Source organism: Caulobacter sp. UC70_42 (genome assembly GCF_044056025.1).
In the GTDB taxonomy this organism is placed as follows: domain Bacteria; phylum Pseudomonadota; class Alphaproteobacteria; order Caulobacterales; family Caulobacteraceae; genus Caulobacter.
In genome coordinates, this window is sequence record NZ_CP171994.1 from 2,205,812 (window position 1) to 2,229,401 (window position 23,590).

Annotated in this window: 20 protein-coding genes and 5 pseudogenes; 12 read left to right on the forward strand and 13 right to left on the reverse strand. The window is 67.8% G+C overall.

The window, feature by feature from the left end; translation table 11 throughout:
- Positions 1 to 7: 7 nt before the first annotated feature.
- The 8 genes and pseudogenes from ACHMW8_RS11075 to lgt form a co-directional block, all read right to left on the reverse strand.
- Positions 8 to 757, reverse strand: a complete 750-nt coding sequence (locus tag ACHMW8_RS11075; RefSeq protein WP_125156691.1) for a tetratricopeptide repeat protein — start codon at positions 755 to 757, stop codon at positions 8 to 10.
- Between the two features lie 2 nt (positions 758 to 759).
- Entirely contained in the window at positions 760 to 1,377 is a 618-nt protein-coding gene (gene pth, locus ACHMW8_RS11080) for an aminoacyl-tRNA hydrolase (RefSeq protein WP_395445949.1), read from the reverse strand.
- A 90-nt stretch (positions 1,378 to 1,467) separates the two neighbouring features.
- Entirely contained in the window at positions 1,468 to 2,067 is a 600-nt protein-coding gene (locus ACHMW8_RS11085) for a 50S ribosomal protein L25/general stress protein Ctc (protein ID WP_395445575.1), read from the reverse strand.
- A 157-nt stretch (positions 2,068 to 2,224) separates the two neighbouring features.
- On the reverse strand, positions 2,225 to 3,280 hold the full coding sequence (locus tag ACHMW8_RS11090; RefSeq protein WP_395445576.1) for a hypothetical protein: 1,056 nt from the start codon (positions 3,278 to 3,280) through the stop codon (positions 2,225 to 2,227).
- A 139-nt stretch (positions 3,281 to 3,419) separates the two neighbouring features.
- Positions 3,420 to 4,357: pseudogene (locus tag ACHMW8_RS11095) on the reverse strand (ribose-phosphate pyrophosphokinase).
- 128 nt (positions 4,358 to 4,485) lie between these two features.
- Positions 4,486 to 5,273: pseudogene (gene pgeF / locus ACHMW8_RS11100) on the reverse strand (peptidoglycan editing factor PgeF).
- A pseudogene (locus ACHMW8_RS11105) lies at positions 5,270 to 6,346 on the reverse strand (class I SAM-dependent methyltransferase). Before ACHMW8_RS11105 ends, pgeF begins: the two co-directional pseudogenes overlap by 4 nt.
- Complete coding sequence (lgt, locus tag ACHMW8_RS11110; RefSeq protein WP_395445577.1) at positions 6,333 to 7,247, reverse strand: prolipoprotein diacylglyceryl transferase; 915 nt, start codon at positions 7,245 to 7,247, stop codon at positions 6,333 to 6,335. The pseudogene ACHMW8_RS11105 and the gene lgt overlap by 14 nt, the downstream one beginning before the upstream one ends.
- A gap of 113 nt (positions 7,248 to 7,360) precedes the next feature.
- Between lgt and ACHMW8_RS11115 the strand changes: the two genes are divergently transcribed.
- From ACHMW8_RS11115 to ACHMW8_RS11135, 5 genes and pseudogenes are all read left to right on the forward strand, one after another.
- Positions 7,361 to 7,627 carry an accessory factor UbiK family protein gene (locus ACHMW8_RS11115; protein ID WP_395445578.1) on the forward strand — a complete coding sequence of 89 codons (267 nt, stop codon included), beginning with the start codon at positions 7,361 to 7,363 and terminating at the stop codon, positions 7,625 to 7,627.
- A gap of 132 nt (positions 7,628 to 7,759) precedes the next feature.
- A complete protein-coding gene (locus ACHMW8_RS11120; protein WP_395445579.1) occupies positions 7,760 to 8,020 on the forward strand; it encodes a YbjN domain-containing protein in 261 nt (86 codons plus the stop codon).
- Positions 7,915 to 8,265 carry a YbjN domain-containing protein gene (locus ACHMW8_RS11125; RefSeq protein ID WP_395445580.1) on the forward strand — a complete coding sequence of 117 codons (351 nt, stop codon included), beginning with the start codon at positions 7,915 to 7,917 and terminating at the stop codon, positions 8,263 to 8,265. The genes ACHMW8_RS11120 and ACHMW8_RS11125 overlap by 106 nt, the downstream gene beginning before the upstream one ends.
- Before the next feature lie 154 nt (positions 8,266 to 8,419).
- A pseudogene (proC, locus tag ACHMW8_RS11130) lies at positions 8,420 to 9,203 on the forward strand (pyrroline-5-carboxylate reductase).
- Positions 9,204 to 9,243: 40 nt separating this feature from the next.
- Positions 9,244 to 9,795 (forward strand): annotated as a pseudogene (locus tag ACHMW8_RS11135) (TetR family transcriptional regulator); the annotation flags it as partial.
- A 140-nt stretch (positions 9,796 to 9,935) separates the two neighbouring features.
- Here the strand turns inward: ACHMW8_RS11135 and ACHMW8_RS11140 are convergent.
- Genes ACHMW8_RS11140 through ACHMW8_RS11150 form a run of 3 tightly spaced genes read right to left on the reverse strand, consistent with a single transcriptional unit; the run spans position 9,936 to position 12,497 of the window.
- Complete coding sequence (locus ACHMW8_RS11140; RefSeq protein WP_125156679.1) at positions 9,936 to 11,276, reverse strand: HAMP domain-containing sensor histidine kinase; 1,341 nt, start codon at positions 11,274 to 11,276, stop codon at positions 9,936 to 9,938.
- Between the two features lie 3 nt (positions 11,277 to 11,279).
- A complete protein-coding gene (locus ACHMW8_RS11145) occupies positions 11,280 to 11,981 on the reverse strand; it encodes a response regulator (RefSeq protein ID WP_125156678.1) in 702 nt (233 codons plus the stop codon).
- A 12-nt stretch (positions 11,982 to 11,993) separates the two neighbouring features.
- A complete protein-coding gene (locus tag ACHMW8_RS11150) occupies positions 11,994 to 12,497 on the reverse strand; it encodes a MarR family winged helix-turn-helix transcriptional regulator (RefSeq protein WP_395445581.1) in 504 nt (167 codons plus the stop codon).
- Between the two features lie 80 nt (positions 12,498 to 12,577).
- Between ACHMW8_RS11150 and ACHMW8_RS11155 the strand changes: the two genes are divergently transcribed.
- From ACHMW8_RS11155 to ACHMW8_RS11170, 4 genes are all read left to right on the forward strand, one after another.
- Positions 12,578 to 13,468 carry a branched-chain amino acid aminotransferase gene (locus ACHMW8_RS11155; protein ID WP_125156676.1) on the forward strand — a complete coding sequence of 297 codons (891 nt, stop codon included), beginning with the start codon at positions 12,578 to 12,580 and terminating at the stop codon, positions 13,466 to 13,468.
- 120 nt (positions 13,469 to 13,588) lie between these two features.
- On the forward strand, positions 13,589 to 13,849 hold the full coding sequence (locus tag ACHMW8_RS11160) for a hypothetical protein (RefSeq protein ID WP_395445582.1): 261 nt from the start codon (positions 13,589 to 13,591) through the stop codon (positions 13,847 to 13,849).
- A complete protein-coding gene (locus ACHMW8_RS11165) occupies positions 13,836 to 14,459 on the forward strand; it encodes a cytochrome b/b6 domain-containing protein (RefSeq protein WP_395445583.1) in 624 nt (207 codons plus the stop codon). Before ACHMW8_RS11160 ends, ACHMW8_RS11165 begins: the two co-directional genes overlap by 14 nt.
- Positions 14,460 to 14,469: 10 nt before the next feature.
- Positions 14,470 to 15,000 (forward strand): helix-turn-helix transcriptional regulator, encoded by a 531-nt coding sequence (locus ACHMW8_RS11170; RefSeq protein WP_395445584.1) that lies wholly within the window; start codon positions 14,470 to 14,472, stop codon positions 14,998 to 15,000.
- 31 nt (positions 15,001 to 15,031) lie between these two features.
- On the opposite strand, the gene ahpF is transcribed toward ACHMW8_RS11170, so the two are convergent.
- Positions 15,032 to 16,618: an alkyl hydroperoxide reductase subunit F gene (ahpF, locus tag ACHMW8_RS11175; protein WP_395445585.1), complete on the reverse strand. Its 1,587-nt coding sequence runs from the start codon at positions 16,616 to 16,618 to the stop codon at positions 15,032 to 15,034.
- Between the two features lie 142 nt (positions 16,619 to 16,760).
- Positions 16,761 to 17,324, reverse strand: a complete 564-nt coding sequence (ahpC, locus tag ACHMW8_RS11180) for an alkyl hydroperoxide reductase subunit C (RefSeq protein ID WP_395445586.1) — start codon at positions 17,322 to 17,324, stop codon at positions 16,761 to 16,763.
- 481 nt (positions 17,325 to 17,805) lie between these two features.
- On the opposite strand from ahpC, the gene ACHMW8_RS11185 reads away from it, so the two are divergent.
- The 3 genes from ACHMW8_RS11185 (at position 17,806) to ACHMW8_RS11195 (ending at position 23,572) form a co-directional block, all read left to right on the forward strand.
- Positions 17,806 to 18,846, forward strand: a complete 1,041-nt coding sequence (locus ACHMW8_RS11185; protein ID WP_395445587.1) for a LacI family DNA-binding transcriptional regulator — start codon at positions 17,806 to 17,808, stop codon at positions 18,844 to 18,846.
- Positions 18,847 to 19,064: 218 nt separating this feature from the next.
- Positions 19,065 to 21,929 carry a TonB-dependent receptor gene (locus ACHMW8_RS11190; protein WP_395445588.1) on the forward strand — a complete coding sequence of 955 codons (2,865 nt, stop codon included), beginning with the start codon at positions 19,065 to 19,067 and terminating at the stop codon, positions 21,927 to 21,929.
- 113 nt (positions 21,930 to 22,042) lie between these two features.
- Positions 22,043 to 23,572, forward strand: a complete 1,530-nt coding sequence (locus ACHMW8_RS11195; RefSeq protein ID WP_395445589.1) for a tryptophan halogenase family protein — start codon at positions 22,043 to 22,045, stop codon at positions 23,570 to 23,572.
- Positions 23,573 to 23,590: the final 18 nt, after the last annotated feature.

The following is a 23,590-nucleotide window of genomic DNA, read 5'->3' on the forward strand; positions in this document are numbered from 1 at the left end:
ATATGTATCAATTCAGCGCCGCGGCCGCGAAGTCCCGCCAGGTCTTGGCTTCCTTGCGGAAATGGGCGTGGGTCTTGGACAGGCGCTTGTCGATCTCGGCCAACTGGGCGCGGGCTTCGTCCTTGCGGCCCATCCGGGCCAGGAAGACAGCGTAGCGGGCGATGCCCTCGAAGCCCGGATAGTTGTCGGCGGCCCAGGAGAGCGCGGTCTCGGCCTGCTCCTCGCGGCCCAGGGCGTGATAGACGCGGCCGAGCGCGAGCATGATGTGGGCCGTGCGCCCGCCCGTGGGCGTCTCGCCCAGCTTTTCCAGCAGCGGCAGGGCCTCGGCCGGGCGATTCAGCTCGATCAGGGCGTTGGCGCGTCCCAGCAATAGCTGAGGATCGTCGGCGTACATGCCGGTAAGGCTGTCGGCATAGAGCTTTTCGGCCTCTGCGTGCTTGCCCAGCTCGGTGGCGGCGACGGCCAGACGCACGCGGTTGGCGACGGTGGGCGCGTCATCGACGGCCTGAGCGGCCTCGCGGTACTCGCGCCGCGGATCGATGGCCTTGCGCGCCGCCTGGCCCATCTTCTGGGCGGTGCGGCCGCCGAACCAGGCCGGGGCGATGATGGCGACGAAATAGACGATTCCGCCGATCGGCTGGAACGCCAGGATGATCCACAGCCAGTACATCTGCTGGCCGGTGCGGACCGCGTGGACGCACAGGGCGATGGCGATCAGGAACGACAGACCGATCAGCGGCAATGGAAGCGAGAACATCTTCAGTCGTCCTTGGCGGGTTTGCGCGGGTCGGCCTTGGGCGCGGGCGCCAGGCGCATGACCTCGGCCTGATAGCGCTCGTCGTCGCCCGCGGCGGCGAAGGGAAGGGCGTCGGCGATGGCGTCCAGCATCGGGTCCAGCCACTGGTGCTCGACCTTGTGGAAGTCGCCCAGCACATAATGCATGACCGCGTCCTTGTGGCCCGGATGGCCCACGCCGATGCGGCCGCGGCGGAAGGCGTCGCCCACCTGGCTGGTCACCGAGCGGATGCCGTTGTTGCCCGCCGCCCCGCCGCCGGCCTTCATCCGGAAGCGCCCCGGGGCCATGTCGATCTCGTCGTGGAAGACGATGACGTCGGCGGGCGTCAGCTTGAAGAACTTCATGGCCTCGCCCACCGCTCGGCCGCTCTCGTTGTAATAGGTCTTGGGCTTGAGCAGCAGCAGCTTGACCGGGCCGTCGGGCGTGGTGACCTGCCCCTCGCAGGCCAGGCCCTGGAAGCGAGCGCGCCACGGGGCGGTCCCCCATTTCCGCGCCAGGGCGTCGACGGCCATGAAGCCGACGTTGTGGCGGTTCTTCTCGTACTTGGGCTCGGGGTTGCCCAGGCCGGCGAGGATCAGCATCGCTTGCATCTCAAGACTTCAAACGAAAACAGGCGGACCCGAAGGCCCGCCCGTTCCGTAAAACAATTCGGTCGGATGACCGAGAGGCGATTAGGCCTCGGTCGTGGTGTCGCCGGCGTCCGACTGGGCGGCCGACGAGGCCTTCAGGGTCGCGATGACGAAGTCGCGGTCCACAGCCGGCTTCACGCCTTCCGGCAGCTTCACTTCCGAGATGCGGATGGTGTCGCCGATGTCGTGGTTGGCCAGGTCGATCACCAGTTCTTCCGGGATCTTGTCGGCCGGGCAGGCCAGTTCGACGGTGTGACGGATCACTTCCAGCGAGCCGCCCTTCTTCATGCCGACCGAGATGTCCTGGTTCTTGAAGTGAACCGGCACTTCGATCTTGATCAGCTGGTGCTCGTCGACGCGGTACAGGTCGAAGTGGACCGGCTCGTCGGTGACCGGGTGGAATTGCACGGCCTTGGCGATGACCGATTGCTTTTCGTCGCCGTGCTGCAGCGTGACCAGGTGGCCCAGCAGCTTGCCGGTGTACAGCGACTTGCGGAATTCGTTGGCGCGCACGGCGATGTTCACCGGGGCCTTGCCGCCGCCGTACAGGGTGCCCGGGACCTTGCCTTCGCGACGGACGGCGCGGGCCGCGCCGGTGCCGGCGCCTTCACGGACTTCAACGTTCAGAATGATCTCGGCCATGGTGGTGTCTTTCTAGAGAGCCGGATGCTCTCTTCTGTGACCCGGCGCCTATGGCTGGATTGCCACGCTCGCCAGCGTCGTTTTGGGGTCGCGCTACATACACAAAAGGGCCGGGCGACGCAACGCCCGGCCCTTTCGGCTGGAAACAGGGGAAGGATCAGCTTTTCTTGGTGGCCGCCTTCTTGGCCGGCGCCTTCTTGGCCACGGCCTTCTTGACCGGCTCGGCCTTCGGCGGCGGGGGCGGTTCCGGCGGCAGGGTCGCGCCGGAGGCCTTGACCACGCAGGCGCCGGTGTCGATCAGGATGTGCTGACCCAGGCAGAAGATGTCCTCGTAGTGCGGCTTGGACACGGCCAGGCACTGGTAGAGGTTCAGCTTGGCCATGTTCAGGCAGTTGGCCGTGGCCCAGTCGGCGCTGAGGGCGTCGATCGAAGCCAGGTTGTTGTCGCCGGCCGCGCCGAGGGCGGCCAGGGCCGCGACCGCCAGGCCGCGGATCACCACGGGCTGGTAGGGGGCGGGGGCCGCGCGCGGGGTCAGGCCCAGCGACTGACCGCCGGTCGAGGCCTGCTGCAGCACGGCCACGTCGGCGCTTTCGGCCAGGGCGGGGGTCGCCGACAGCGACTTGGCGGACGCCAGGCGACCGTCGCGATCGACGACCGAGCCCTTCGACCAGGTCGATTTCTGCACGTCATAGGCGGCCTGCTTCACGGCCTTTCCGGCCATGTAGACCTTCAGGCCGTCACGGCCGATCGTGTCGATGATCAGGCCGGCGGCGCTGTCGCTGCCCTTGAACACGGCCGCGTAGGAGGGGTTGGAGAAGATGTTCGTGATCATCTCCTGGCGCTGGGTCGGGTTGGCCGCCACCTCGCGCACCGAGGCGACGAAGGTGGGGTCCTGCAGAGCCAGGACGGCGGCATAGGCCACCGCGCCGTTCATGAACGACTTGGTCTCATAGGCCGCGCCGATCTTCAGCGAGGCCTGGATCTGCTCGCCGTTCTGGAAGGCGGGGGACACCGCGCCGGCGCGGGCCATGTAGCCGCGGAAGGCGCTGGCCCGCTCGACGATGCTGGCCGACAGGGTGATCGGCGGCGGCGGCGGCGGCGCCTGCACGAGCGGCGGCGGCGGCGGCGGCGGCGAGCTACAGGCCGCCACCAGGGCGGCCAGCGCCACGACGGTCGTCGTCAGAACGACGCGCGTACGCGAAAAAGAACGCATTTTCTGAACATCCCCATCAAGTCTTGGGGCGCGCATAGCAGCCCGGGTCGGCGAGATTGTGACTTCGCCCCGTTAACCAGACTTTTACAAGCGTGGCCGTGCGCGAGGCGAGTTCGCGCTCGCGCCTCGCCCGTCAGGCTCAGTCGAACAGCTTCGACACCGATTCTTCGTTGGCGATGCGGCGGATGGCTTCGCCGATCAGCGGCGCGCACGAGACGTAGCGGATCTTGGGGCAGGCCTTGGCCGGGTCGGAGGCCTCGATCGAGTCGGTGACCACCAACTCGGTCAGCACCGAATTGGCGACGCGGTCGACGGCCGCGCCCGACAGCACGCCATGGGTGATGTAGGCGCTGACCGACTTGGCGCCGTGGCTCATCAGGGCCTGGGCGGCGTTGCACAGGGTGCCGGCCGAGTCGGCGATGTCGTCGAACAGGATGCAGCGGCGATCCTTGACGTCGCCGATGATGTTCATGACTTCCGACTGACCCGGGCCCGAGCGGCGCTTGTCGACGATGGCCAGGTCGGCGTCGTCCAGGCGCTTGGCCAGGGCGCGGGCGCGCACCACGCCGCCGACGTCTGGCGACACCACCATCAGGTCGTCGCCCATGGCGTAGTGCCGGCGGATGTCCTCGGCCATGAGGCGCGAGGGCAGCAGGTTGTCGGTCGGAATGTCGAAGAAACCCTGGATCTGGCCGGCGTGCAGATCCATCGTCAGGACGCGGTCGGCGCCCGAGCGGGTGATTAGGTTGGCGACCAGCTTGGCCGAGATCGGCGTGCGGCCGCCGGTCTTACGGTCCTGGCGGGCATAGCCGAAATAGGGCAGCACCGCGGTGATCCGCTTGCCCGACGCGCGCTTCAGGGCGTCGATGCAGATCAGCAGCTCCATCAGGTTGTCGTTGGCCGGATAGCTGGTCGACTGGATGACGAAGACGTCCTCGCCCCGCACGTTCTCGTCGATGGTGACGAACACCTCCAGGTCGGCGAACCGGCGCACCTGGGCGCGGGTCAGCGGCATGTCGAGATCTCCGCGATCGCCTGGGACAGCGGGCGGTTGGAGTTGCCGGACAGCAGCTTCATGGGGATATCTCGGGGGTGGGGGGCGGCCGATGCGGGGCCTTCTAGCAGCGATCGCCCCAGGCACAAGTGTTAACGGCCGAACTTTTTCGCTTCCGTACCCGGAGCATCGCCCGCGTGTTGCGGAAGCCTCACGCTTCCAGGCTGATCGCTGACAGCAGGCGGCCGTAATCGCCCTCGTTTTTGAGGAAGGCGCGGCGGTTGGAGAAGAACCATTCCTCCTCGGCCCGGGTGTCGCGGCCGACCCACTCGCGGCGCTCGACGCCGGCGGTCTCCAGGCGGTCCAGGACGAACGCCGGAAGGTCGAAGAAGCGCTTGTCGTCCGCGGCGCCCGGCTTGAAGAATCGGCCCGAGCCGGGGCAATCGGCCTCGAACCGGTGCAGGAACTCCAGCCCCACCTCGTAGGACTTGGGGCCGATGCAGGGACCGACGACGCCGGTGATGCGTTCGGGACGGGCGCCCAGCGCCACCATGCGGTCGACGGCGGCCTGGACGACGCCGTCCAGCGCTCCACGCCAGCCGGCGTGGGCGGCGGCCACGATGCGGGCCTCGGGGTCGGCCAGCAGCACTGGCGCGCAGTCGGCCGCCATGGCGCCGCAGATGACGCCCGGGGTCTTGGAGACCACCGCGTCGCCTTCCGGCCGCGCATCGCCCCAGGAGCCGTCGGCCGTGATCGCGATGGTCGAGTGGATCTGGTAGCAGACGTTCAGATCCTCGGGGCGCCGCCGAACCAGCGCGCGATGCGGGCGCGGTTCTCCTCGACGTCGGCCGGCTCGTCCTTGCTGCCGCGCCCCACGTTTAGGCTGTCGTAGATTCCCTTCGAGACGCCGCCCTGGCGCGTGAAGAAAGCGTGCTTGATGCCGGGCAGACTGGCCAGCAGCGGCGACTGGACGGTGGGCAGGTCAGGCTTCTTGGTCATGTCGCGTCCTCGAAGAGGGGGGCGAAAGGTCGGGCGCGGTCAGGCACGCGACCTTGAACAGAGCGCCCATCTGCGCCTTGCCGACCAGACGATCAAGCTGTCTTGCGATCTGCTCGGCGCGATCGGGGCGGGCGCTGGCCAAGGCCTGGGCGCGGGCCTCGATGCCGAGGGCCAGCAGGAACTGCGCCTGGGTCAGGATCGGCCCGGCCTTGGCGCCGGTCTCCCGCGCGGCGGCGACCACCGAAGGGAAGTCGGCCCAGACGGTGAGGTCGGCCAGGCCCGCGGTGGTCAGCGGGTCGACCTTCTGGTGGTTGCGGATGGCCTGCAGGGTGTCGCCGGCCTCCGGCGCGTCGCGGCCATAGTCGATCAGCAGCGCCGCGCCGCCGTCGACGAGCAGGCGGTGGGCGATGTCCGAGGCCAGCGCCGCCTGGGCGGGGGAGGATTTCCCAGATGCCGCCTTCGCCGGCTTCCGGCAGATGTGGCGGCGCGGCGTCGGGCGATTTGCCGAGGCCTCTCAGCCCGAACGCCAACGCCCCGTCCTCGCCCAACCCGATCACCCGCTCGGCCCAGCCCTCCTTGGTCCGGACGAACTGGCGGGCCGGCAGGCAGTCCAGAAGTTCGTTGGCCACCAGGATCATCGGCGCGCCGCCGGGGACCTCGTCCAGGCGACCGACCCAGCGCGGACCGTCGCCCAGCCTGGCGGCCTGTCGCGCGCGCAGCGGGCCAGACACCTCGACCAGCCAGACCTCGGCGGCGGCCAGGAAGTCCGGATCCAGCCGGCCCGCCCGCAGCAGGTCGCTCATCAGCGCGCCGTCGCCCGGGCCCATCTCGACCAGGCGGAACGGCGCGGGCCGGCCCATGCGGGTCCAGGTCTCCAGCGCCCAGACGCCGATCAGCTCGCCGAACATCTGGCTGACCAGCGGCGCGGTGATGAAGTCGCCGCCGGCCCCCAGATCGGGCCGGATGGCGTAATAGCCGTCGCGCGGGTCGTGCAGGCAGCGGGTGAAGAACTCGGGAACGCCGATCGGCCCGTCCTGGGCGATCTGCGCCTTCAGACGATCAAGCAGGCTCATGCCCGCCTTCGCCTGGACCGACTTGAGCAGGCTCGCGCAGCGCCTTCCACATCAGCCAGCCGCCGACCAGGATCATGGGGGTCGACAGCATCATCCCCATGGTCAGGCCGAACGGGAAGTCGGGCATGCCGACGTCCGGATTGCGCACGTTCTCCAGCGACAGGCGGAACAGGCCGTAGGCGATCAGGAAGGTCGCCACGATCGCGCCGCGCCGCTGCAGCCACTTCAGGCGATAGACGGCGAAGACGAGGATCAGGAACAGCAGCACGCCCTCCAGCCCCGCCTCGTAGAGCTGGCTGGGATGGCGCGGGTACGAGCCGGCGGGGCAGATGTGCCGCGGATGGGCGGCCTTGATGGTCTCGTTGCAGAAGATGATCCCGAACGGCCCGTCGGTGGGGCGGCCCCACAGCTCGCCGTTGATGAAGTTGGCGATGCGGCCGAAGAACAGGCCGATCGGGGCCACCGGCGCGATCAGGTCGCCCAGCTTCAGCATGTCGATCTTCTGCTGGCGGGCGAACAGGGCGATCGCCGCGCAGACGCCCAGGAAGCCGCCGTGGAAGGACATGCCGCCCTCCCAGATCTTGAACAGGTCCAGCGGGTGCGCGAACAGCCAAATTCGCTGGTCCTCGTTCATCAGCATGTAGAACAGGATGTAGCCCAGCCGGCCGCCCAGGATGATGCCCAGGGTGATCCACAGCACCAGGTCGTCGATCTGCAGCGGCGTGGCGGTCGGCGCGCGGCCGCCCCACAGGCGCTCGGTCCGGGTCATCCGGACGGCGAAGCGCCAGCCCAGCAGGATCCCGGCCACATAGGCCAGGGCGTACCAGCGCAGGGCCAGCGGACCCCATTGCAGGGCCCATGGACCGATATGCACGATGGGGTCGATGTTCGGGAAAATCACGCGCGGCTCCGTGCGGGACACATGGTCGCACTCCTATAGCCTTCGGGCTTCGCTTTCATCCCCCGTTTCCCATATAAGAGCGTCGCCCACTCTTTGGGCCACTCGGAACCGCGATGCACAGCCAGAACCCCTTCCTCGACGAATTCGCCAAGCTCACCCAGGCGGCCATGGGCATCGCCCAGACGGCCGGCGAGGAGGCCAAGACCGCCATGCGGGCCCAGGCCGATCGTCTGGCGGCCGAATTCGACCTGATCCGTCGCGACGATTTCGAGGCCCTGAAGGCCGAGGTCGCGGCGCTGCGCGAAGAGGTCGCGGCTCTGAAGGCCAAGAAGGCGCCCGCCAAAAGCGCTTCTGGAAAAACCGCGACTTCAGGCGAATAGGCGATTCGGCGCTCGCTCACGGCGTGAAGCGAGTTGAGACGAACGTCACGAAGCAGATTAGTGTCCCATGGCGCGTGAGCGATTCATGGCGGGGGCAACCCTCGCCGTCGCGGGCGGGGACGTAGGTTTTTCATGGACACCCAACCGGAAGACGACGACGTCCTGATGGCGCTAGACCCCCTCGAGGTGGTCGAGCACGTGCTGTCGGCCGAGAACCTGACCTTCGATCGCACCGAAGACGGCGATCTGGCGTTCGCGCTGAAGGGCGACTGGAAGGACTACGAACTGTGGTTCGCCTGGCGTCCGGAGGCCGACTGTCTCAGCTGTGTCTGTCGCTGGATCTGCGTGCGCCCAAGTCCAAGCGCGCCAACGCCTACGAGCTGCTGGCCCTGATCAACCAGCGCGTCTGGCTGGGCCATTTCGAGGTCTGGACCGAGGACGGCGAGGTCGTGTTCCGCCACGCCCTGGCCCTGCCGGCCGGCGAGCGCCCGACCATGGCCCAGGCCGCCTCGATGATCGACGCGGCGGTGGAAGCCGCCGACCGCTTCTTCCCGGCCTTCGAATTCCTGCTCCAGGGCGCCAAGACCCCGGACGAGGCCATGGCCGCCTGCATGTTCGAGACGGTGGGTCAGGCTTGATTCTAGGCTTGCGCCCAGCCCCTAGGGTTGTCATCCCGGCCGCAGCGCGAAGCGCGGAAAGCCGGGACCCAGGGGCGACCTCACCGCGCGTGGCCCCTGAGCGCCGGATCGCCGCAAGCGCGTCCGGGATGACACATCAGGTGGAACGCGAAGCATGACCCCCATTCTCCTCCTCGGCGCCGGCCGCATGGGCGGCGCCTTGATCGAAGGCTGGAGCGCGGCGGGCGCCTTCGCCGCCGCCGACCTGATCGTCCGTGATCCTCATGTCGACGCCGCCGCGTTCGTCGGGGCTTTGGTCGAATCCTCCGCTTGAAGCCCTGTCCGCCGCCAAGACGGTTCTGCTGGCCGTGAAGCCGCAGATCTGGCGCGAGGCGGTCAAGGACGTGGCTCCGCATCTGGCTTCGGACGCGGTCATCGTGTCGATCGCCGCCGGCGTCCGCGCGGCGGACATCTCCGCGGCCTTCGGCGGCCGGAGCGTGGCGCGGGTGATGCCGACCACCGCCGTGGCGATCGGCCGGGGGACGGCGTCGATCTTCGCCGAGAATGACGCGGCCCGGGTCGCCGCCCACGCCCTGTTCGCGCCGGTCGCGACGGTGGTCGACCTGCCCAATGAGGATCTGCTGCACGCGGCCACCGCTGTCTCGGGCTCGGCCCCCGCCTATCTCTACGCCTTCGTCGAGGCGCTGGAGGCGGCCGGCGCCGCCCAGGGTTTGGACGCAGCCGACAGCGCCCGGCTGGCTCGCGCCACGATCATCGGCGCGGCCGCCCTGATGGAGAAGAGCGGCGAAGAGCCGGCCGAGCTTCGCAAGCAGGTGACCTCGCCGGGCGGCACGACGGCCGCGGCGCTGGCGGTGCTGATGGGCGAGGGCGGCTTCGGCGACCTGCTGCCCAAGGCGCTGGACGCCGCCGTGGCGCGCTCGAAGGAACTTGGCGGCTAAGCGTCTTGCTCCCGTCGCTTTCCGCCGCCATGTGACTCCCATGACCGACGCCCCAATCTCCGCTGACGACGACATCCTCAACCGGGCCGCCGCCGCGGCTCTCGCCCTGGTCGCCGACAAGCCGTGGCCGGCCATCGCCCTGCGCGACATCGCCGTGAAGGCCGAGGTTCCGTTCGCCGAGCTCTACGGCCTGGCCGACAGCAAGCACGCGGTGCTGGCCCATCTGTCGGCCCGCTTCGACCGCGCGGCGCTGGGCGTGGACTACGCCGAGACCGCCGATGTTCACGACCGCCTGTTCGACGCCGCCATGGCCCGGCTGGAGGCCATGGAGCCGCACCGCGCCGCCCTGATCGCCATCGCCAAGGCCGAGGGCGTCCTCGTTTCGGCGAGCCGCTTCCCCCGCATCGCCCGCGCCGTGCTGGAGGCCGCCGGCGTCGAGGCCACCGCCCCGCGTCTGGCCGCCATGACCGCGGTCTGGGCCCGGGTCGTCCAGGTCTGGCGCGACGACGAAGGCGCGCTGAACCGGACCATGGCCGAGCTGGACAAGCGCCTGAAGCAGATGGCCGATCGGCTGGCGAAGATCGGGGCGGGTTTTTTAGCCCCGTCGATGCTCCCCGCGATGCGGGGGAGCTGTCGCGAAGCGACTGAGGGGGCTAGTGCGGCTTACACCCAGCTCGCCCCCTCCGGCCCTCCGGGCCACCTCCCCCGCAACGCGGGGGAGGAGCTACCGCCTTACCCCGGCAACCGGATCGAGGCTCGCAGCCCGCCCATCATCGATCGCGAGAGAACCAGGTCTCCGCCGAGGCTCCGCGCCATGTCGCGCGCGATCGCCAGGCCCAGGCCGACCCCCTTCTCATTCTGGTTCCGGCTCTCGTCCAGCCGCGAGAATGGCTTGAAGGCCTCTTCGTAGCGATCCTCGGGAATGCCCGGGCCGTCGTCATCGACCGCCACCTCGACGCCGCCGGTCAGGCGGGCCGTGGCCGTGACCTTCACCCGGTCGGCATGGGCGACGCCGTTGTCGATCAGGTTGGCCAAGGCCCGGCGGAAGGCCAGGGGCCGCAGTCGCGCCTGCAGGTCGCGGGTGATCTCGGTCTCGACCATCGCCCCGCCGCGCTCGGCGTCGGCGACCACCCCCTCGACCAGCTCCGACAGGCTTATTTCCTGAACCGCCTCCCCGCCCTCGCCGCGGGCGAAGGCCAGGTACTCGTCGATCATGTGCTCCATCTCGGAGAGGTCGCCCTTCATGGCCTCCAGCTGTTCGCTGGGTTCGGACATGGCCATTTCCAGCTTCAGGCGGGTGAGCGGCGTGCGCAGATCGTGGCTGACGCTGGCGAGCAGGGCGGTGCGCTGCTCGATATGGCGGACGATGCGCGCCCGCATGGCCATGAAGGCCATGGCCGCCTGGCGGACCTCGCGCGCGCCATGCGGCTTGAAGTCATGGTCCTCGCCTCGGCCGAAGGCGTCGGCGGCGTCGGCCAGGCGCTCGATGGCCCGCACCTGGTTGCGGATGAACAGGATGGCCACCGCCGTCAGCAGCATGGTCGCCACCACCATCCACAGGATGAAGATGTGACCCTGGGTGGCGTAGGCCCGGTCGCGCAGGGCGTAGATCTGCAGGACCCCGTCCTTCACCTGAACGCGGATGTCGATATAGGCGGTGTAACGGGTGGTGTCGAACCAGAAGGGGTTGTCGAGCCGGTCGTCCAGGGCCTTGTCCAGCGAGCGATCCAGGGCGGCGAACAGCGAAGGCCGGTGGCCGGTCGGCAGCTTGCGGCCCTTCTGGAAGGCGATCGACAGCGACAGCGAGTCCTCGGCCCGCTGGGCCAGCTTCTCGACGGCGGCGGGGCTGGGGTCGTCCTCATAGGACTGCACAGCCCAGGCGATATCGCCGGCCAGGCCTTCCGACAGCTTGCTGGTCACCGACTGCCAGTGGGCGTCGAAGAACGCCCAGGTCACGGCGATCTGCATCAGCGCCACCGGCAGGATGATGATCAGCAAGCTGCGGCCGAACAGGCTGGTCGGCAGCAAGCGTTTGATGAACAACGGGATATAGAGCTTGGTGCGCAGGCGCATCAATCAGTCCGGCGCCAGCCGGTAGCCGACGCCGCGCACGGTCTGCAGATAGCGGGGGTTCTTCGGGTCCGGCTCGATCTTGCGGCGCAGGCGGGTGACCTGGACGTCGACCGCGCGGCCGGTGGCGTCGGCGGTGTCGCGGGCCAGCTCCAGGCGGTCGACCGGCTCGTGGGCCGAGCGGGCCAGGCGGCGCAGCAGGGTGACCTCGGCCTCGGTCAGACGCACGACTTCGCCGTCGCAGGTCAGTTCGCCGCGATCGGCCTCGAACGTGCAGCGGCCCAGCGGCAGCGCCTTGGGCCCCACCGGCCGCGCCGACGACCGGCGCAGGATGGCCTCGATGCGCAGCAGCAGCTCCTGCGGCTCGAACGGCTTGCCCAGATAGTCGTCGACGCCGCTGGACAGCCCCTCGATGCGGTCGGCGGTCTGGTCGCGGGCGGTCAGCATCAGGATCGGCGTGCGGCCGCTTTCGCCGCCCCGGCCCCGAAGGCGCTTGGTGAAGGCGTAGCCGTCCTCGCCGGGCATCATCACGTCCAGCACCATCAGGTCGAAGTCCAGGGCGCCGAACAGGCGGTCGGCCCCGGCCGCGTCCGAGGCGGCGGTGACCCGGAAACCCGCCCGGCTGAGGAATTCCTTGATCAGTTTGCGCAGGCGGTCGTCGTCGTCGACGACCAGGATGTGGCGCTCGCGGCGTTCTTCGGGGCTCATGGCGTCATCGTATCAGGTTTGGCGTCGGGCGGCGCCGACACCCTGGCGCGGACCGGCCAGGGCCGCCAGGATCCGCCGCGCGCCGGCCACGCCGTCAAGGCCTCCGGTGCGATAGGCGCGGGCCAGCAGCGCCCGCAGCCGCTCGGCCGTGCGGTGCTCGAAGGCCACCCCCTCGGGCGTCAGGGTCGCCGGACGCCGACGGCCGTCCAGATCGCCCGCGCCGCGCTCGACCAGGCCGGCCTTCCGCAGGTCGGCCAGGGTGCGGCTGGCGGCCTGCTTGGACAGGCTGGTCAGCTTGGCAAGATCCTGCACGCCGATGCCCGGTCGACGGCGCAGCAGGAAGGTCGCGCGCCAATGCGAGCGGCCCAGGCCCAGGGTCTCGGCCTCCAGCGCCGCGTCGACGGCGGCCCACAGCGAGGCCTCTGCGAGCAGGATGAGTTCCAGCCCGCCGTCCAGCTCTTCCTCGCGGAGGATCAGACGGGGATCGTCCGAACCAGGCTGCAGCGGGGCTATCATCGCGCGGAGTCCATTTTATTTGACGCCCCCGTCCTCGGGGCGTCTAAGAGCCGGGTTTCCAATAAGGAGGTCTTGGGCCGATGTCTCTGGTTCCCTTCGACGATCGTGACGGTTGGATCTGGCTGGACGGCCAGTTCGTTCCCTGGCGCGAGGCGAAGGTGCACGTATTGACCCACGGACTTCACTACGCCTCGTCCGTGTTCGAAGGCGAGCGGATGTACGGCGGCGAGATTTTCAAGCTGACCGAGCATACCGAGCGCCTGTTCAAGTCGGCGGAGATCCTCGACTTCAAGATCCCCTACACGGTGGCCGAGATCGACGAGGCCTGCAAGGCGACCGCGGCCAAGAATAACCTCAAGGATTGTTATGTCCGCCCGATCGCCTGGCGGGGCAGTGAAATGATCGGTGTTTCGGCGCAGCAGACCAAGATCCACGTCGCCATCGCCGTCTGGGAGTGGCCCAGCTACTTCGATCCGGCGACCAAGGCCAAGGGCATCCGCCTGACCTGGGCCAAGTACCAGCGTCCGGACCCCAAGACCGCTCCGGTCGCGGCCAAGGCCGCTGGCCTCTACATGATCTGCACCATCTCCAAGCACGCCGCCGAGAAGGACGGTTACGCCGACGCGATGATGCTGGACTATCGCGGCTATGTGGCCGAGGCGACCGGCGCGAACGTGTTCTTCGTCAAGGACGGCGTGCTGCACACGCCCAAGCCCGACTGCTTCCTGGACGGCATCACCCGCCGCACGGTGATCGCCATCGCCAAGGACAAGGGGATCGAGGTCGTCGAGCGCCACATCCAGAAGGAAGAGCTGGCGACCTTCACCGAGTGCTTCATCGTCGGCACCGCCGCCGAGGTCACCCCGGTGTCCGAGATCGGCGAGTTCAGGTTCACGCCCGGCAAGCTGTCGCTGGACCTGATGGACACCTATGCGGCGCTGGTGCGCGGCCAGGCGATGGCCGAGGCGTAAGCCTCCGGACTGAGGGGCGTAAGCAGGCGCTTATCACGGCGCCTGTAAGCCTTCCGCCTATGGCGGCGCGGGCTGGCGCGGCTCACCCCTTCTCTCGTCTCAAGCACGGGAGAACCGCAAGTGACCAAACCGTCGTTCGCCATATTCGGCGCCAGCCTCCTGATCCTGTCCCTGGCCGCCCCCGCCCTCGCCCTCGCGGAGGAGGCCAGGCTTCCTCGGGCCAAGGTCGTCTCGCCCGCCTCGGCCGCCCCCAAGCCGGCGCCGGCCAAGGCCGAGGATCCGGACGACGCCCGCCACAAGGCTCGCCCCAAATCGGTTGAGCGCGACCACGCCGAGCGGGGCGAAAAGCACGACGCGGAGCGCCGCCATGACCGCGACTGAGACGACACCGGCGTCCCGCCGCTGGGATCCGGTGGTCAAGCTGACGCATTGGACCGTTGTCGCCGCCGTCGTCGCCAACGGATTGATCACCGAGGCAGGCTCGACCCCGCACCTGTGGGTCGGCTATGCGCTGGCCGCCACTCTTGTCCTGCGTCTGATCTGGGGCGTCATCGGTCCGGCCGAGGCGCGGTTCTCGGCCTTTCCGCCCAGCCCGCGCCGCGCCCTGGCGCATATCCGGGAGATCGTCGCCGGTCGACGCACCGAGCACGCCTCGCATAATCCGCTCGGCGCGCTGATGGTCTATGCGATCTGGAGCGTCCTGGCCGTCATCGTCGTGACCGGTCTGCTGATGGTCAGCGCCCCCGACACGCCGGAACGCGCCGCCGCCTCGCCGGTCGCCATGGTCGCGACGCTCGATCGCGACGGGGATGAGCGCGAAGAGTTGGGGGAGGCGGGCGAGGAGCACGAGGAGGGTCCGCTGACCGAGATCCACGAGACCGCGGTGAACCTGCTTTACGGCCTGATCGTCCTGCACATCGCGGGCGTCGTCTTCGAAACGCGGCGGAGCGGACGGCGGATAGTCTTGGCGATGCTTCCCGGGCGGCGCTAAGTCTCTGGCGATGATCAATCGACGTCGAGCCCTCGAGCACAGGATCACGATGATCGCGGTCATCGTGATCCTGCAGCTGGCCGCGACCATCTTCTTCCTGGTCGACTTCACGGGCGACCTGCGCGCCGGCGCACTGGGTTCGCACCTGCTGGCTGAGGGCGGCGCGGCGCTGGCCCTGCTGGTCGGCGTCCTGTTCGGCGCGACCCAGGTGCGCTGGCTCGTCCTGCGCGCGCGCCAGGACGAGGCGGCGGTGGCCGCGGCCAAGGGCGCCCTGGCCGACCTCGCGCGCCTGCGCTTTTCCGATTGGCGGCTGACCGGGGCCGAGGCGGATGTCGCCCTCTTCGCCTTGAAGGGCTGTGACGTCGCCGAGATCGCCGCCCTTCGCGGCGCGGCCGCCGGCACGGTGCGCGCCCAACTGGCTCGGGTCTACGCCAAGGCCGGCGTGCGCTCGCAATCCGCGCTGATGGCGTTGTTCATGGAGGAACTGGTGGAGACCGCCGACGACGAGGGAGACGCGAACGAGCGGCGCCGCGACCCGTAGCCGGTCGCCGCCGCCCGCGCTGGGGCGAGCCTTAGGCCGCCTCCGCCTCTTCGTTCGCCGGAACCTGGCGGATCAGGTAGTCGAAGGCCGACAGCGAGGCCTTGGCGCCCTCGCCCATGGCGATGATGATCTGCTTGTAGGGCGTGACCGTCGCGTCGCCGGCGGCGAAGACGCCGGGCAGCGAGGTTTCGCCGCGATAGTCGACCTCGATCTCGCCGCGGTTGGTCAGGGCGACGCCGGAGTCTTTCAGCCACTCGGTGTTGGGGACCAGGCCGATTTGCACGAAGACGCCTTCCAGGTCCACGCGGTGGACGCTGTCCTGGTTGCGGTCCTTGTAGGACAGGCCCGAGACCTTGCCGTTCTCGCCGTGGATCTCGGTGGTCATGGCCGAGGTGACGATCTTGACGTTCGGCAGGCTGGCCAGTTTCCGTTGAAGCACTGCGTCGGCGCGCAGCTGGCTGTCGAACTCGATCAGCGTCACGTGGGCGACGATGCCGGCCAGGTCGATGGCCGCCTCGACGCCGCTGTTGCCGCCGCCGATCACCGCCACGCGCTTGCCCTTGAACAGCGGGCCGTCGCAGTGCGGGCAGTAGGCCACGCCCTTGTTGCGGTACTCGGCCTCGCCGGGGACGTTGACGTTCCGCCAGCGGGCGCCGGTCGACAGGATGACGGTGCGCGACTTCAGGCTGGCGCCGTTCTCCAGCTTGACCTCGATCAGGCCGCCCGCGGTCTTGGCCGGAACCAGACCGACGGCCTTCTGCAGGTTCATGATGTCGACGTCGTATTCCTTGACGTGCTGCTCCAGCGCCGCGGCCATCTTCGGACCCTCGGTGTGGGGGACCGAGATGAAGTTCTCGATGGCCATGGTGTCCAGCACCTGGCCGCCGAAGCGCTCGGCCGCGACCCCGGTCCGGATGCCCTTGCGGGCGGCGTAGACCGCCGCGGCCGCGCCGGCGGGGCCGCCGCCGATGACCAGCACCTCGAAGGCGTCCTTGGCTTTGATCTTCTCGGCCATGCGGTCGCCCGCGCCGGCGTCCAGCTTGGCCAGGATCTGTTCGACATCCATGCGGCCCTGGCCGAAGGCCTCGCCGTTCAGCAGGATGGTCGGCACGGCCATGACTTGGCGGGCCTCGACCTCGTCCTTGAACAGGGCGCCGTCGATGGCGACGTGGCTGATGCGCGGATTGAGCGCGCTCATGGTGTTGAGAGCCTGCACCACGTCCGGGCAGTTCTGGCAGGATTGCGAGAAATAGGTCTCGAAGCGGTAGTCGCCGTCCAGCGCCTTGATCCGTTCGATGACCTCGGCGTCGAGGCGCGGCGGGTGGCCGCCGACATGCAGCAGGGCCAGCACCAGCGAGGTGAACTCGTGACCCAGCGGCAGACCGGCGAAGCGCACCGAAGCGTCACCGGCGGCGCGGGTAATGGCGAAGGAGGGCTTGCGGGCGTCGTCGCCCGACAGGTTCAGGGTGACCTTGTCCGACGTCGCGGCGACGTCTTCCAACAGGGCCAGCATCTCCTTCGAACCGGCGTCATCCGCGAGGGAGGCGACCAGTTCGATCGGCTGGCGCAGGTTCTGCAGATAGGTGGTCAACTGGGTCTTCAGACCGGCGTCCAGCATGGCGCGCTCCCAAAAAGGCTAGGGGGAGAGAAAGGTGGCGTTCGATTTTCGGGGGGAGGAGGATCGAACGCGGCGTACGATCAAGGGCCGGGCCGCCGACCGGTCCGAATGAACGGCCGGCGGTCCGGGTAGTCGTTAGGCTTTAGATCTTGCCGACCAGGTCGAGCGACGGAGCGAGGGTCTTTTCACCCTCTTCCCACTTGGCCGGGCAGACTTCGCCCGGGTGGCTGGCCACGTATTGGGCGGCCTTGATCTTGCGGAGCAGTTCGGCGGCGTTGCGGCCGATGCCCTCGGCGGTGACTTCCATGAACTGGATCACGCCTTGCGGGTCGACCAGGAAGGTGCCGCGGTCGGCCAGGCCGACGCCCGGACGCATGATCTCGAAGTTGTTGGTCACCACGCCCGACGGGTCGCCGATCATGGTGTACTTGATCTTGCCGATGGCCGGCGAGCTGTCGTGCCAGGCCTTGTGCGAGAAGTGCGTGTCGGTCGACACCGAGTAGATCTCAACGCCCAGCTTCTGGAACGTGTCGTAGTTGTCGGCCAGGTCTTCCAGCTCGGTCGGGCACACGAAGGTGAAGTCGGCGGGATAGAAGAAGAAGACCGACCACTTGCCCTTGGTGTCGGCTTCGCTGACCGTGACGAACTTGCCGTCCTTGTAGGCCTGGGCGGTGAAGGGTTTGATCTCGGTGTTGATCAGCGACATGAGGCGCTCCGGTTGGAAGAGATGCGCTGTGTTACAGGTCCGACTCGTGATTGAGCAAATTGATAAAACTTCTCGTCGGGATAGATTGGATCTATCAATTTCGCAAAAGCGGAATGGGTCCGCTGTTAGGCCCACGCGCAACCTGATCGGCCGGGGGGTTATTGAAGATTGAGTATGCTCCCTTGTGCGGTGCGTCGACGGCGCCCTGTCGCAAAAATTTCTGAAGCAGGCCTCGCCAAGGCCGCCGACAGGCTTCGAGATGAGCAAACTTTAAGATGCAGGCCTTTTCCGCGCATGCCAGACGCGTGGGTGCGTTCAGCAGGATCGGCTTGTCCGCTCGCCTATTTGGTCAGACCAATCTGGTTGATCGGCTAGGCCGTCCTGTGAGACCTGTAGGCTGCGAACCCTTCGCCATGAAGACGCGTATCGCTTGTGCGGACGGGGCTTCCCGACGATGGTCCCGCATCCAGTGGAGTGTGCTTTGACCGGAAAGAGGCCGACCATCGACGACGTCGCCCGCGTTTCGGGCGTGGCGCGCGTGACGGTGTCTCGGGTGCTGAACGGCGGCCCCAATGTCCGCGACGAGGTCCGGGCCCGGGTCATGCGGGCCATCGAGCAGCTGGACTACAAGGTCAATCCGCAGGCCCGCAGTCTGGCGGGCGGGGCCAGCCGCTTGCTGGCCTTTGTCTTCGCCTCGGACCTCGAGAACGATCCGAACTCCTACTATGAATCCGCCCTGGAACTGGGAGCCCTGCGCGCCTGCCTGACGCTGGGCTACCAGGTGCTGGTCCAGAACGTCCCGCAGCAGACCCCCGACCGCGAGAAGCGGGTGCTGGACCTGATCACCAGCCAGCGCTGCGAGGGTCTGATCCTGTCGCCCCCCTATAGCGACGACGTCTCGCTGATCCAGGCGGCCCTGGCCCAGGGCTGCAAGGTGGTGACGGTCTCGCCGGGCGGACCGGGCCGCGGGATCGCCGACGGCGTCGGCGTCGACGACGAGGCCGGCGGCTACGACATGGCGCGGGAGTTGTTGCGCCTGGGTCACCGGCGCTTCGGCTTCATCGCCGGACTGGAGGGCCACCTCTCGGCCGACCGACGCATGAAGGGGTTCGAGCGCGCCCTGGCCGAGGAAAGCCTGGGCCAGGAGGCTTGGATCATGGCGCGCGGCGACTTCACCTTCCGCTCGGGCGCGCACCTTGCGCCGCAGCTGCTGGACCATCCGCTAAACCCCAGCGCCCTGGTCTGCGCCAATGACGACATGGCCGCCGGCGTGCTGTCGGCCGCCCACGCGCGGGGCTTGAGCATTCCGCGCGACCTGTCGATCACGGGCTTCGACGACGCCCCCGTCGCCGCCATCGTCTGGCCGCCGCTGACCACCGTGCATCAACCGGTGAAGGTGCTGGGCCAACGCGCCGTCGAGATGCTGGTGGCTCGGCTGACCGGGGCCAACACCGCTTCCGCCCCCGTCTTCCAGCAGCTTGACCACGCCGTGGTTCACCGCCAGACCACGGCCGCGCGCTAAACTTTTGAAATAGAGCTCTTTTATCCGATCTGATTGATGCAATCAGATCGGAAAGGGCTCTAGCGGTCCATACCCGCTTTCCGGTTTCGGCCTTGACAACGTTGTCGCCCGGCGTGCTACTGGAAGCGCTTCCATGGAAGCGCTTCCACGGCCAAGGTTGGTCTCACGAGAATAAGGCGGTCGCTCGCCCAGGAGCGGCTTCAGAGGGGAGAGCTACAATGCGAAACCGCAAGAGCGGGACGCGTCCGTCCGTCCAGAAATTCTATGTCACCGCGTCCACGGCCGCGATCAGCCTGGCCCTGGCCGGCTCGGCTTGGGCGCAAGAGGCCGCGCCGGCCTCGCAGGCCGACGACACGGTCGACGCGATCGTGGTGACGGGCATCCGCGCCGGCATCCAGAACTCGATCAACATCAAGAAGAACGAGACCTCGATCGTCGAGGCCGTCTCGGCCGAGGACATCGGCAAGCTGCCGGACGTCTCGATCGCCGAGTCGATCGCCCGCCTGCCGGGTCTGGCCGCCCAGCGGGTCAACGGCCGAGCCCAGGTGATCTCGATCCGGGGTCTGGCGCCTGACTTCACCACCACCCTGCTGAATGGCCGCCAGCAAGCCAGCTCCGGCGACAACCGCGCCGTCGAGTTCGACCAGTATCCGTCGGAACTGCTGTCCAGCGTCGTGATCTACAAGACGCCCGACGCCCAGGTCTCGGGCATGGGCCTGTCGGGCACCGCCGACCTGCGCACCGTGCGCCCGCTGGAATACGGCAAGCGCGTCCTGGCCTTGAACCTGCGCGGCGAGAAGACCTCGGGCAAGAAGCTGAACGATGACTCCCACAACGTGGGCGGCCGCTTCAGCGCCAGCTATATCAACCAGTTCGCCGACGGCACGATCGGCGTGGCCCTGGGCTACGCCCACCTGGATTCGCCCTCGCAGGTGAAGCGCTACAAGGCCTATGGCTATGAGGCCTTCCCGCCTGAGTCGACCTCGCCGGACAGCGCCGACGGCGCCCTGATGCTGAACGGCCAGGAGATCATGGCCGTCTCGCGCAACAACAAGCGCGACGCCGTCATCGGCATCTTCGAGTACCAGCCGAACGACCGGATCCATTCGACGCTGGACCTGTACTACTCGACCTTCAATCAGAAGGAGACGACGCGCGGCGCCCAGTGGTTCTCGAACCCTTACGCCGACGGCGTGACCTATTCGAACGTCACGACCGCCGACATGGGCGGCTCGAAGTTCGCCACCGGCGGCACGCTGAACAACGGCGTGCCGATCGTGCGCAACGACTACAATACGCGCCGGGACCAGCTGTTCTCGGCCGGCTTCAACAACGAATTCCAGCTGACCGAAAGGACCAAGCTGGTCGCCGACCTGTCCTATTCGTCGAACAAGCGGAAGGAACAGATCATGGAGACCTACGCCGGCTACGGCCGTGGCGTGGGCGGGGTCACCGGGTCGACGGCGGACGTGGGCCGCACCTATGACACCATCGGCTTCAAGGTCGCCGACAACGGCTTCTCGCAATATGACGAGGGCCTGAACTACGCCGACGCCAGCAAGGTCACCCTGGGCGACCGGGCCCCGTGGGGCGGCTGGGGTCACGACGGCGCGATCCGCTATCCGCGCGTCAAGGAAGACGTCAAGGCCGTCGACATCCGGCTCGAGCACGAGATGGACGGCTTCATCACCCAGCTGTCGGGCGGCGTGAACTACACCAAGCGCAACAAGGGCAAGACCGTCTCGGACAACGACCTGTTCCTGAAGAACGGCCGCCAGCAGGTCTATGTCGACCAGGCCGACCTGGTCTCGCCGACCAATCTGGGCTTCGCCGGCTTCGGCGACGTCCTCTCGGTCAAGATCGGCGACGTCTGGAAGAAGTACTACAACTCGTCGCCGATCCTCGACGCCAACTACTACGACAAGAACTGGGACATCACCGAGGAGGTCACGACCTTCTTCGCCAAGGCCAACTTCCAGAGCGGCGACCTGCGCGGCAATGTCGGCGTCCAGGTGGTCAAGCAGAAGCAGGAGTCGAGCGGCACGATGATCAACGACGGCGGGACGCTGAACGGCGTCAAGCTGCCGATCGTCCCCATCAAGGTCAACGCTAAGGAGGACTACACTGACGTCCTGCCCAGCATGAACTTGATCTATGATCTGGGCGGCGGCCACCGCATCCGCCTCGCGCTGTCGAAGACCATGGCTCGTCCGCGTATGGACGACTTGCGGGCGAACGTGACACCATCGTTCGACGGGCTAGTTTGCAGCAAGCCTGGCAGTTGCGCGGCTGGCACCACAGTCAACCCGTGGACCGCCGGCGGTGGTAACCCACATCTCAAGCCTTGGAGAGCCAAGGCCGCCGACCTGGCCTACGAGTGGTACGTCAGCCCCGCGACCTATGTGTCGGTGGCCGGCTTCTATAAGAAACTCGACACGTACATCTATTCCCAAAGCAGCGTGATGGACTTCACGGGCGTCCCGATCCCTGTCGGAGCGAACCTACCCTCGACCGTGACCATCAGTCCCCAGGGTCAACTGACACTGCCGGCCAATGGTAACGGCGGTGTCGTCAAGGGCGTCGAGTTCAGCGGCGCGGTCGAGTTGGGTCAGTTCGCCGACGTCCTGAAGGGCTTCGGTCTGCAGGGCAGCCTGTCGCTGACCAAGTCGAACCTGAACACTACCAGCAACCCCGATCCCACCCAGGAAGTCCGCATCCCGGGCCTGTCGGGCACGGTCTACAACGTCACCGGCTACTACGAGCGCGGCGGCTTCCAGGCCCGGATCAGCCAGCGCTACCGCTCGGCCTTCAAGGGCGAGGTGGTGCAACTGTTCGCCACCCGGGGCTTCACCGAGATTCTGGCCGACAAGCAGGTGGACGCCCAGATCGGCTACACCTTCAACGACGGTCCGCTGGAGAACCTCGGGATCCTGCTGCAGGTCAACAACCTGACGGACTCGCCGTACCGCACGCGCCTGGGTCTCGACGGCGGCGGCACCAAGACCCAGAGCGGCGGTTCGCTGCCGGAGACCTACGAGAAGTACGGCCGTCAGATCCTGTTCGGCGTGAACTATCGGTTCTAAGCAGAAGGCTGAGCCGAGCCGCGCTCCCCCGCGGCTTGGGCTCGCCAGGCAAGAACCAACGGAGGCGGGGCGCCTGAGGCGTCCCCGACCTTTGCTCAACGGGAGGCGGGTGGTTGCAACCGCTCAAGAAGATACTGATCGCCGGAGGCGGGTCCGCCGGCTGGATGACGGCGGCGCTGTGCTCGCGGCTGTTCCAGGGTCTCTATGAGATCGTCCTGATCGAGTCCGAGCAGATCGGCACGGTCGGGGTCGGGGAGGCGACCATCCCCGCCATCAAGAAATTCAACGAACTGCTCGGCCTCGACGAGGACGACTTCCTGCGCAAGACGCAGGGCTCGTTCAAGCTGGGCATCGAGTTCCGCAACTGGTTCCGCAAGGGCGAGAGCTACCTGCATGGCTTCGGCGTGCTGGGCCAGGACCTGGGCTGGCTGCGCGTACACCAGTACTGGCTGCGGATGCGCGAGCTGGGCCAGGCCCCGGACTTCAACGCCCTGTCGATCAACAACGCCATGGCGTTGCAGGACAAGTTCATGCGCGCCCGGGCCGACATGGCCGAGTCGCCGATCGGTCACATCGCTCACGCCTTTCACTTCGACGCTGGCCTCTACGCCAAGCACCTGTCGACCTACGCCCAGGCGCGCGGCGTGCAGCGGCGCGAGGGCAAGATCGTCGACGTGACGCTGCGGCCCGAGGACGGCTTCGTCCAGTCGGTGACCATGGATGACGGCGAGGTCATCACCGCCGACCTGTTCGTCGACTGCTCGGGTTTCCGGGGCCTGATCATCGAGCAGACGCTGAAGACCGGCTACGAGGATTGGACCCGCTGGCTGCCGGCTGACCGGGCCATCGCCGTGCCGACCGAGCGCTCGGCGCACTTCACGCCCTATACCCGCTCGACGGCCCACGACGCCGGCTGGCAGTGGCGGATCCCGCTGCAGCACCGCACCGGCAACGGCCATGTCTATTCCAGCCAGTATATCGACGACGACGAGGCCGAGCGCGTCCTGCTGGCGAACCTGGACGGCGCCCAGCGCGCCGACCCGCTGCGCATCCGCTTCACGACCGGCAAGCGCAAGAAGATCTGGAACAAGAACTGCGTCTCGATCGGCCTGGCCAGCGGCTTCATGGAGCCCCTGGAGTCGACCAGCCTGCACCTGATCCAGTCGGCCGTGATCCGCATGGTCCGCCTGCTGCCGGACGGCGGCTTCGACCGGGCCAATGTCGACGAGTTCAATCGCCAGAGCGACTTCGAATACGAGCGCATCCGCGACTTCATTATCCTGCACTACAAGGCCACCGAGCGCGACGATACGCCGTTCTGGCGCCACTGCCGCGACATGGAGGTCCCCGCCACCCTGCAGCGGAAGATGGACCTCTTCCGCGCCAACGCCCGGGTGTTCCGCGAGGACGACGAACTGTTCACCGAGGAGAGCTGGATCCAGGTCTTCTTGGGCCAGGGCGTGATCCCGCGCGGCTATGACCCGCTGGTCCGCGTCCACTCGGACGAGGCCATCGCCAACCACCTCGGCAATATCCAGACGGTCATCGGCAAGTGCCTGAACGTGATGCCCAGCCACGCCGAGTTCGTGGCCCGCGCGTGCCAGGCCCCGCCGCTGCCGGCGACCCCTGTTCCAGTCCCCTAGACGTTTTCGACGGAGTAA

Bases quoted from the DNA above. Each gene is read 5' to 3' on its own strand.
- ACHMW8_RS11075 (WP_125156691.1), bottom strand. From the start codon at position 757: ATGTTCTCGCTTCCATTGCCGCTGATCGGTCTGTCGTTCCTGATCGCC.
- pth (WP_395445949.1), bottom strand. From the start codon at position 1,377: ATGCTGATCCTCGCCGGCCTGGGCAACCCCGAGCCCAAGTACGAGAAG.
- ACHMW8_RS11085 (WP_395445575.1), bottom strand. From the start codon at position 2,067: ATGGCCGAGATCATTCTGAACGTTGAAGTCCGTGAAGGCGCCGGCACC.
- ACHMW8_RS11090 (WP_395445576.1), bottom strand. From the start codon at position 3,280: ATGCGTTCTTTTTCGCGTACGCGCGTCGTTCTGACGACGACCGTCGTG.
- ACHMW8_RS11115 (WP_395445578.1), top strand. From the start codon at position 7,361: ATGCACAGCCAGAACCCCTTCCTCGACGAATTCGCCAAGCTCACCCAG.
- ACHMW8_RS11120 (WP_395445579.1), top strand. From the start codon at position 7,760: ATGGACACCCAACCGGAAGACGACGACGTCCTGATGGCGCTAGACCCC.
- ACHMW8_RS11140 (WP_125156679.1), bottom strand. From the start codon at position 11,276: ATGCGCCTGCGCACCAAGCTCTATATCCCGTTGTTCATCAAACGCTTG.
- ACHMW8_RS11145 (WP_125156678.1), bottom strand. From the start codon at position 11,981: ATGAGCCCCGAAGAACGCCGCGAGCGCCACATCCTGGTCGTCGACGAC.
- ACHMW8_RS11150 (WP_395445581.1), bottom strand. From the start codon at position 12,497: ATGATAGCCCCGCTGCAGCCTGGTTCGGACGATCCCCGTCTGATCCTC.
- ACHMW8_RS11155 (WP_125156676.1), top strand. From the start codon at position 12,578: ATGTCTCTGGTTCCCTTCGACGATCGTGACGGTTGGATCTGGCTGGAC.
- ACHMW8_RS11165 (WP_395445583.1), top strand. From the start codon at position 13,836: ATGACCGCGACTGAGACGACACCGGCGTCCCGCCGCTGGGATCCGGTG.
- ACHMW8_RS11170 (WP_395445584.1), top strand. From the start codon at position 14,470: ATGATCAATCGACGTCGAGCCCTCGAGCACAGGATCACGATGATCGCG.
- ahpF (WP_395445585.1), bottom strand. From the start codon at position 16,618: ATGCTGGACGCCGGTCTGAAGACCCAGTTGACCACCTATCTGCAGAAC.
- ahpC (WP_395445586.1), bottom strand. From the start codon at position 17,324: ATGTCGCTGATCAACACCGAGATCAAACCCTTCACCGCCCAGGCCTAC.
- ACHMW8_RS11190 (WP_395445588.1), top strand. From the start codon at position 19,065: ATGCGAAACCGCAAGAGCGGGACGCGTCCGTCCGTCCAGAAATTCTAT.